Source organism: Nocardioides sp. P4_G10, assembly GCF_056401175.1.
Genome location: NZ_JBFUJV010000038.1, coordinates 21,851 through 28,660 on the forward strand (window position 1 = coordinate 21,851; position 6,810 = coordinate 28,660).

The 6,810-nt window shown below is 67.9% G+C and carries 9 protein-coding genes; 2 read left to right on the top strand and 7 right to left on the bottom strand.

All coding sequences use genetic code 11. The annotated features are described in order from the left end of the window. Positions 1 to 13 precede the first annotated feature (13 nt). Together AC1DP1_RS22840 and AC1DP1_RS22845 are read right to left on the bottom strand one after the other, a co-directional pair. Positions 14 to 898 (bottom strand): homocysteine S-methyltransferase family protein, encoded by an 885-nt coding sequence (locus tag AC1DP1_RS22840; protein WP_477508789.1) that lies wholly within the window; start codon positions 896 to 898, stop codon positions 14 to 16. After that, positions 895 to 1,188 (bottom strand): virulence factor, encoded by a 294-nt coding sequence (locus tag AC1DP1_RS22845; protein ID WP_477508790.1) that lies wholly within the window; start codon positions 1,186 to 1,188, stop codon positions 895 to 897. The genes AC1DP1_RS22840 and AC1DP1_RS22845 overlap by 4 nt, the downstream gene beginning before the upstream one ends. A gap of 180 nt (positions 1,189 to 1,368) precedes the next feature. Between AC1DP1_RS22845 and AC1DP1_RS22850 the strand changes: the two genes are divergently transcribed. Beyond that, the gene (locus AC1DP1_RS22850; RefSeq protein ID WP_477508791.1) at positions 1,369 to 1,764 is read left to right on the top strand and encodes an SHOCT domain-containing protein; all 396 of its coding nucleotides are present in this window, start codon (positions 1,369 to 1,371) and stop codon (positions 1,762 to 1,764) included. Between the two features lie 152 nt (positions 1,765 to 1,916). On the opposite strand, the gene AC1DP1_RS22855 is transcribed toward AC1DP1_RS22850, so the two are convergent. The 4 genes from AC1DP1_RS22855 to AC1DP1_RS22870 all read right to left on the bottom strand — a co-directional run bounded on the left by AC1DP1_RS22855 (position 1,917) and on the right by AC1DP1_RS22870 (position 5,229). After that, positions 1,917 to 2,366 (bottom strand): iron chaperone, encoded by a 450-nt coding sequence (locus tag AC1DP1_RS22855; protein ID WP_477508792.1) that lies wholly within the window; start codon positions 2,364 to 2,366, stop codon positions 1,917 to 1,919. Positions 2,367 to 2,747: 381 nt separating this feature from the next. Beyond that, entirely contained in the window at positions 2,748 to 4,052 is a 1,305-nt protein-coding gene (locus tag AC1DP1_RS22860) for a hypothetical protein (protein WP_477508793.1), read from the bottom strand. 266 nt (positions 4,053 to 4,318) lie between these two features. Beyond that, positions 4,319 to 4,867 (bottom strand): tyrosine-type recombinase/integrase, encoded by a 549-nt coding sequence (locus AC1DP1_RS22865; RefSeq protein WP_477508797.1) that lies wholly within the window; start codon positions 4,865 to 4,867, stop codon positions 4,319 to 4,321. Beyond that, positions 4,864 to 5,229 carry a phage integrase N-terminal SAM-like domain-containing protein gene (locus AC1DP1_RS22870; RefSeq protein WP_477508794.1) on the bottom strand — a complete coding sequence of 122 codons (366 nt, stop codon included), beginning with the start codon at positions 5,227 to 5,229 and terminating at the stop codon, positions 4,864 to 4,866. Before AC1DP1_RS22870 ends, AC1DP1_RS22865 begins: the two co-directional genes overlap by 4 nt. A 148-nt stretch (positions 5,230 to 5,377) precedes the next feature. Between AC1DP1_RS22870 and AC1DP1_RS22875 the strand changes: the two genes are divergently transcribed. Beyond that, positions 5,378 to 5,779 (top strand): hypothetical protein, encoded by a 402-nt coding sequence (locus AC1DP1_RS22875; protein ID WP_477508795.1) that lies wholly within the window; start codon positions 5,378 to 5,380, stop codon positions 5,777 to 5,779. A 367-nt stretch (positions 5,780 to 6,146) separates the two neighbouring features. Here AC1DP1_RS22875 and AC1DP1_RS22880 read toward each other — a convergent pair whose 3' ends face one another. Then, complete coding sequence (locus AC1DP1_RS22880) at positions 6,147 to 6,491, bottom strand: hypothetical protein (RefSeq protein WP_477508796.1); 345 nt, start codon at positions 6,489 to 6,491, stop codon at positions 6,147 to 6,149. Positions 6,492 to 6,810 lie beyond the last annotated feature (319 nt).

Sequence of the window (6,810 nt, forward strand, 5' to 3'; positions counted from 1 at the left end):
GTGGGGCGGGGACTCAGGCAGGGGTCAGCGTGGCGCCCATGGCGGCGATGTGTGCGGGCGTCGAGCCGCAGCATCCGCCGACCAGGTCGATCCCGAGCTCGGCCAACCGGGCGGCGTGCGACGCCATGTCGCCAGCAGTGGCGTCGTACTCGAAGTGGTCTCCCACCACCTGCGGAAGCCCGGCGTTGGACTGGGCGACCAGGAGGAGGTCGTCGGTGCGGGCCTGCGCCATCTCCGCGGCGATGATCTCCATCTCCGCGGGACCGCGACCGCAGTTGGCCCCCACGGCGTCGGCACCCGCCGCGGCGAGGTGCGCCACGGCGTCGCCCGGGCGGACGCCCATCATGGTGCGCAGGTTGGTGTCGAAGCTCATCGTCACGGCGACCGGAAGACCGGGCGCGACCTCCCGCGCCGCGGCGAGTGCCGCGTCAGCCTCGCCGAGGTCGCTCAGCGTCTCGACCAGCACCAGGTCGATGCCGCCCTCGACCAGCGCGGTGAGCTGTTCGGCGAACAGCGCCTGGGCCTCCTCGCCGGTCAGGGTCCCGAGCGGCGCCAGCAGCTCGCCGGTCGGGCCGAGGTCGCCGGCGACGAGCAGTCCGTGCTCGTCCGCGACCGATCGTGCCAGCTGCGCCGCTGCCCGGTTCACCTCGCCGACGCGATCGCCGAGCCCGTGCAGGTCCAAGCGCGGCCGGGTGCCACCGAAGCTGTTCGTCGTCAGCAGCCGGGCCCCCGCCGTGGCGTAGGCCTCGTGCGCCGCGCGCACCGCGTCGGGGTTCTCGAGGTTCCAGAGCTCTCCGGGTACGCCGTCCTCGAGGCCGCTGTCCTGGAGCAGCGTGCCCATGCCGCCGTCGAGCAGGACCGTACGGTCCGTGCGCAGCAGCGCCCTGAGCCGGTTCACTGGCCCAGCTCGTCGAGGTATCGGTTGATCCTGTCGGCCGGCCATTCCGCGTCGAGCTCGGCGACGACCCGGTCGAGCACCTTGCTCGGCGTGCCGTCGGCCTCGGTCCAGGGAGACCGTTCCCAGCCCGCCAGGTAGTCGTCGGCCCCGGTGTCACCGAGCCGCATCGCAGCCTCGTCGATCGCCTCCTGGAACCGCGGCGCGAGCTGCGACTTCACCGTTTCCTCGTCCGCCCGGGCCGCGACCATCGACGGAAGGTCGCGCCACCGGGTCACCTGGTACTCCGCCATGTGTCGCAGCGTAGTTCCGGCGCTGCGACTCGACGGGGATCGTCCGGGGAGTGAGGCCACCAGCGTCGGACTGCCTTCGCGGGTGATGCTCACCCTCCGCGGGTGAGCGGCGACCACCGTCCGCGGTGCCACACTGCGGCACACCGGTCGACCGGACCGGACCTGCGAGAGGGCACTGCCATGGACTCCATGACCAACGACTTCGGGGACGTGCTCCTCTGGTCCTTCTGGTTCTTCATCTGGATCGCCGCACTCATGGTGTGGTTCCGGTGCCTGTTCGACCTGTTCGGAGACCACACGCTCAGCGGCTGGGGCAAGGCCGGGTGGGCGCTGCTCCTCATCTTCGTCCCCTGGTTGGGCGCCCTGATCTACCTGATCGCCCGCGGCCGCAGCATGACCGAACGGCAGCTCAGCAGGGCAAAGGAGATGCAGGCCGCGCAGGACCAGTACATCCAACAGGTCGCCGGCACGTCGACCTCACCCGCCGACCAGATCGCCAACGCCAAGGCGCTGCTCGACTCCGGCACCATCGACCAGAGCGAGTTCGACACACTGAAGGCCAAGGCTCTCGCCTGACCCGCCGCATGGACGGTGTGGTTGGCGTTCACGATCGACTTCATCATCCGGCTCGCGCTGTCGGACCGGCGTCGCTCCTATGCCCTTCGCCACTCGTCACCACGGTCGGCTACGGAGACCACTTCCCCAGGCAGACGTGTGGCCAGCGGGGCCTAGCCCGCTGCCTTCTTCACCAGCCTTCGGATCAGCTTCTCCTCGGCCTGGCCGATCGCAAGCACCGCGTACGACGTCACCCACATCGCGCCGTCGTCCAGTTGGGCAGCCTCCTCGAACCCGATGGTGGCGTAGCGGGACTTGAACTTCGTCGCAGGCTTGAAGAAGACGACGACTTTGCCATTGCGGGCGTAGGACGGGAAGCCGTACCAGGTCTTGGGGTCGAGCCCTGGGGCGACCTCGAGCACGATCCGGTGGATCGCCTCGGCGAGCCCACGGTCGGGCTGGGGCAGCGCCGTGATGGCTTCGACGCACGCTTCGGCCTCGTCGGCCTTCTTCGCGCCGCCCTTCTTCTCTGCACGTAGCTCCGCGGCGCGCTGCTTCATGGCGGCCAGCTCGTCCTCGGAGAAGCCGGAATCGGATGTGTTGGTCGTGGAATTGGTGGCCATGGCCTCAGCCTATGGTCGTCTCGCCGGGCGGAGACGTCTCTAACCCTGGCCGCTCTTCGGCAGTGCCCCTTCTTGAACAAGAGCCCCCGACAGCAGGTCCGCGTCACGCGAGCCTAGGTCAGGGCTCGCCGGCTGAGCTCATCGAAGGGCACGCTTGTCGGCTGATGATTGCGCCCGGAAGGAGGCGATAGCACGCACTCCGCCAAGGCGCGGAATGCGGCATGAGTGGACGCTTTGTAGAAGCCGACCTCGTCCTTCATCGAGGTCGCTGCTTGCTCCGCGCGGTCAGACGCGGACGCGACGCCGGGCCGCCCCGGGAAGGGGACGGCCCGACTGCTACCTAACCCACTGCGGGGTATACAAGACGCGCTTGGCGCGCGGTCAGATGCGCTTCTCGCAGTTCCGTACCCGCTCGCCCTGACAGACGTCGCGCCCTTTCTTACCGTCCACGCCGTCACTGCCCGGGCCGCCGATGAGGCGGTCATCGCCGTACTGCCCGGTGATGCCGTCGTTGCCAGGGCCGCCGATAAGGCGGTCATCGCCGGGGCTCCCTCCGATGAGGTCGCTGCCAGGGCCGCCGTCGATCGTGGCCTCGTAGTTGGAGCACTCAGGCCTAATCCAAGGGTCAAAGCGAGTGCTTCTGAACTTGACCTCAGCGTAGAGGATGTCCCGGCCCTTCATTCCCTTGATTGTCGTCCGGCACGCGGCGACGGTGATGTGGTCCGCGCGGTCAGCGCCGATGACGTCGGCGCGCTTCGCGGCCACGGTGAGGCCATCGAAGCCGCGGACGCGGACCGATTCCTCCACGCCCGCCTTGGTGGCCGTCACCCGGGAACGGCTCAGGTCGGCGCGCACCCGGTCGTGGCTATGGAGGTCGAGCAGCAGTTGGTTGTACCCGCCGTCGCCCTTGATCCTCGTCGCCTTTCCGCCCAGGCTGTTCGACTCGTAGAGGTCGTCGCTGCCGCCGAGCGCGATGTCGCGGCCATACGTCGTCGGCGCGTCGACCTTGACGCGCTCGGTGCCGTCGGTGCCGCGGAACGTGAACCGTCCGTACTCGGCCGACGTAGTGAAACCGAGCCCGGCGAACTGGCCCGTCCAGGTGAGCGCCGTGTCGAACCCCGTCACCGTGCCGCTGGCGTCCATAGTGACGTCGCCGCTGGCGGATCGGACGCTCAAGATGCCGTAGCCGCCCGTGTCCCCGGACACCGCGCCCGGGGCGGTTTGGATGCCGCTCCACCTGACTCCGCCCTGATTGACGAGGTCGATGATGTCGGCGTTCGGCTGGCCTGGCATGCCGGAGATGACGGGTCCACGAGTGGAGCGGATGACGTCGGCCTCGGTGTCAGTGCCGTCGACGGTGCCCGCGTAGATCGTGGATGATCCGGCGCGCTCGATCGGGATGAACGTGTCGGCCCCCGCGCCGAGGATGGCGGTGACGGAGTGGTAGTAGCCGCCCCCCTCGCCGGTCGCGCACACGAGGTCATCGCCGCCGAGCGCGTCGACACGTATCGCGTCGTTCGTGACGATGACGTCCGCGCCCTCCGTTCCGGTGATCTGGCCCCCTGGCGTCCCGACGATGGTCGCCGCCTGCCCCTGACATGTCTCGCCCGCTGCGGCGGCCGTGCCCACTGGCGCGAGCAGCGCCGCGCCTAGAAGCGCGACGGCGGTCAGACTGATGGTCCTCATGACTTCCTTTGATCGTTGACGAACCACTATGACTAGGCATCGGCCCACAAAGTTGTCACGACCCGCTGACGGAGACTAGGCCCCCCGGGGACGAGTCGGCCCAGCCGACGGACACAAAGTCAGCCAGACACCAGGGAAGGCCCTGAAGGTCGTGAAACGCGGCTTCCGTCGAGGAGATGGTGCGCACGCTGCTCACAGTCGGCAATGCGAAGGTGCGCCGACCACCCGGCGTTACGCCTACATCCGCTCATCGGCATGTGCGGTCGTCAGGTTGCTGAGGCCATGAACGCGGCCAGGATGTAGTTGGGGTGGCGGTCGAGGTTGTTGCGGGCTCGGTCGTAGCGCATGGTCGTGCACGGGTCGGCGTGACGTGCGGCGATCTGGACGTCGCGGAGGTCGACGCCGGCGTCGAGCATCGTGGTCACGAACGTGTGGCGCAGCATGTGCGGGTGCATGCGGGCGGTCGTGACGTTGGCCGATCTGGCGAGTGCTCGTAGGCGGCGGGTGGCGGCGTGCCGGTCCATGCGTCGGGCGTAGCGGTTGAGCAGGATCAGGCCGGCCGTGCGGTCGGCGACCGCCTGGTCGATGGCACGGCCGACAGCCGGCGGAAGCGGGACGACGGCCGTCTTGTCGCCCTTGCCGTGCACGGTGAGGACGCGGTGACCGCGAGCTTCGCCGAGCGCCTGGACGTTAGACCCGGTCGCCTCGAACACGCGTAGACCGAGCAGTCCGAGCATCGCGACGAGGGCGAAATCGTTGGCGTTGGTGGAGTCCCGGCCGGCGGTGAGGATGGCCTCGAACTGCAGGTGGCTCAGGCCGAGTGTCGGTGATTCGAGGGGACGTGGGGTCGTCGCACGTACTCGGCGGGTGAGTGCTCAAGGATCTGGTCGATGACACAGGTCCGGTAGAACGTGGCCAACACGGACAGACGCCGCGACACAGTCGACGGTCGCAGTCGCCGGACTTCTTGCAGCCAGCGCAGGTAGAGCTCAACATGAGCTCGCTGCGCTTGGAGCGGCCTGAGGTCCTTCTCGAGGCACCAACGCAGGTAGGCGTTCAGGTCGGATGCGGTGTGGGCGCGGCTCTGCCCCTTGTAGCGGGCGAGATGGGCGGCGACGGCAAGGCGGAGCATCGGGTCATCGGCGTCAGCTAGGGCGGGAAGAGTGTCGGTGTCCATCGGTCCACGACGCCTCCCTCCTCCTGGATTCGTCAACGAGCGCATGGCTCTCGCTCGCCTTCCTCGAGCCGACCACGGGATCCGCACGTGCCGAGATCCGTGCGCTCTGCAGCGACGCAGCGGATGCCCGTTGTGCAATCCTGCGCAGATGGAGCGCGGGGTCAACACGTGGTGGGATCACCTGGTCGACGTCCTTGCCACCCTCGGGGAAGTGACCCACCGAGACCCCGGCGGTCTCACCGTGGCGCTTGATGGAGAAGGCGGCTCGACCCGGGTCGTCGAGATCGTCACGACGCCAGACGAGTGGGACGACATGTGCGGCATCGGCGGCTGGGAGATGGATGCGGGAGCACAGCACGTCCGCCAACAGGTGAAGGACCTACCGCGCGACAAGCGCTACCTGGTCTACAGCCTGTACAACCTTGTGCCCTGTGACAGCCCATCGCTGCCGGTCGATCCGGCCTTTGCTCGGTTGCAGGAGTTGGCCGCTCAACACCCGAACGGACTTCCGGGTGCGGGCTGGTACGCGTACAAGCCGGACCAGACCTAGACCTCGAAAGTCGTCCGGATCTGTCGCGTTGAGGGCGCCTACGCTCGCCCGGCTCTGCCGCGATCAGCGTGCGGATCTGCCGATGAGCGGGTCATGCCGTTCGTCGGCATGGCGCTGCGCCCAGGCGGGCTCTTGATCAAAGACGTCGAGCCCGGATGAGGAGGCGTCCTGAGTGCATGCGAGAAGGGTCTGACTCGTGACGAGGTCGAGGCGACTACGGCTGGCGCTCGCAGGGCTCGGCAGGGAAGCGAACCTGGTGCTGGCTCTGAGCAGCACTACTCGCGAGCCAGCCCGAGACGATCGACGTCGGCGGCGTACCCACTAAGGTTGGGGTCGCTGCTCATGGTCTCATCTCATGCTCGCGCGATCAGGTGTCGGAGCGAAACGAGGCATCGACCCACTCGAAGTCAGGCGGCATGTGGGCCTCGAAGCGTCCAGGCTGTCCACGGTGGGCGCCGCCTATCTCACAGTGAACGGTCTCGTCCCTGAATAGACCCGCGCTGAGGCGTTCACCGCAGTCGAGGGTGTCGGGGTAGATGTCAGCGGAAGGGAACCTGTCCGCGATGTCGGACAGGAAAGCCTCCTCGGCCATGTCCATGTGGCGTTCACGAAGCACGGCCGAGGCGACGGCGCCGACGACCAGCACGGCCAGCACCGACAGGACGAGCAGGCGGACACGTGCCGATGGGGTCCGTGGCGGGCGCTCGGTCATCGGTCCTCTTCTTTAACGTTGCGGAAGTCGCACAAGTCGGTGCGCGCATGAGCGTCCGATGGATGAGCGCATCCAGACGCCATCAGCGTCACTGCACTCATCGCGGCCAAGGACTTCACGACAGGAGTATGGCCGTCGACTAGGACGAGTACTGGGATTTGCAGACGTCCGGATCTGGCACCCCTCTGTGTCAAGGAGCGCTTGGAGTGAGGGTCTTCCGACCGAGAGATGGTCGGCGTAGCGTCCGATCTGCGGGTCCGGGAAGTGGCTGATCCGAAGTGTCGATGTGCGGGTGTGAGTCGGCCGCGCTGGATTGAAG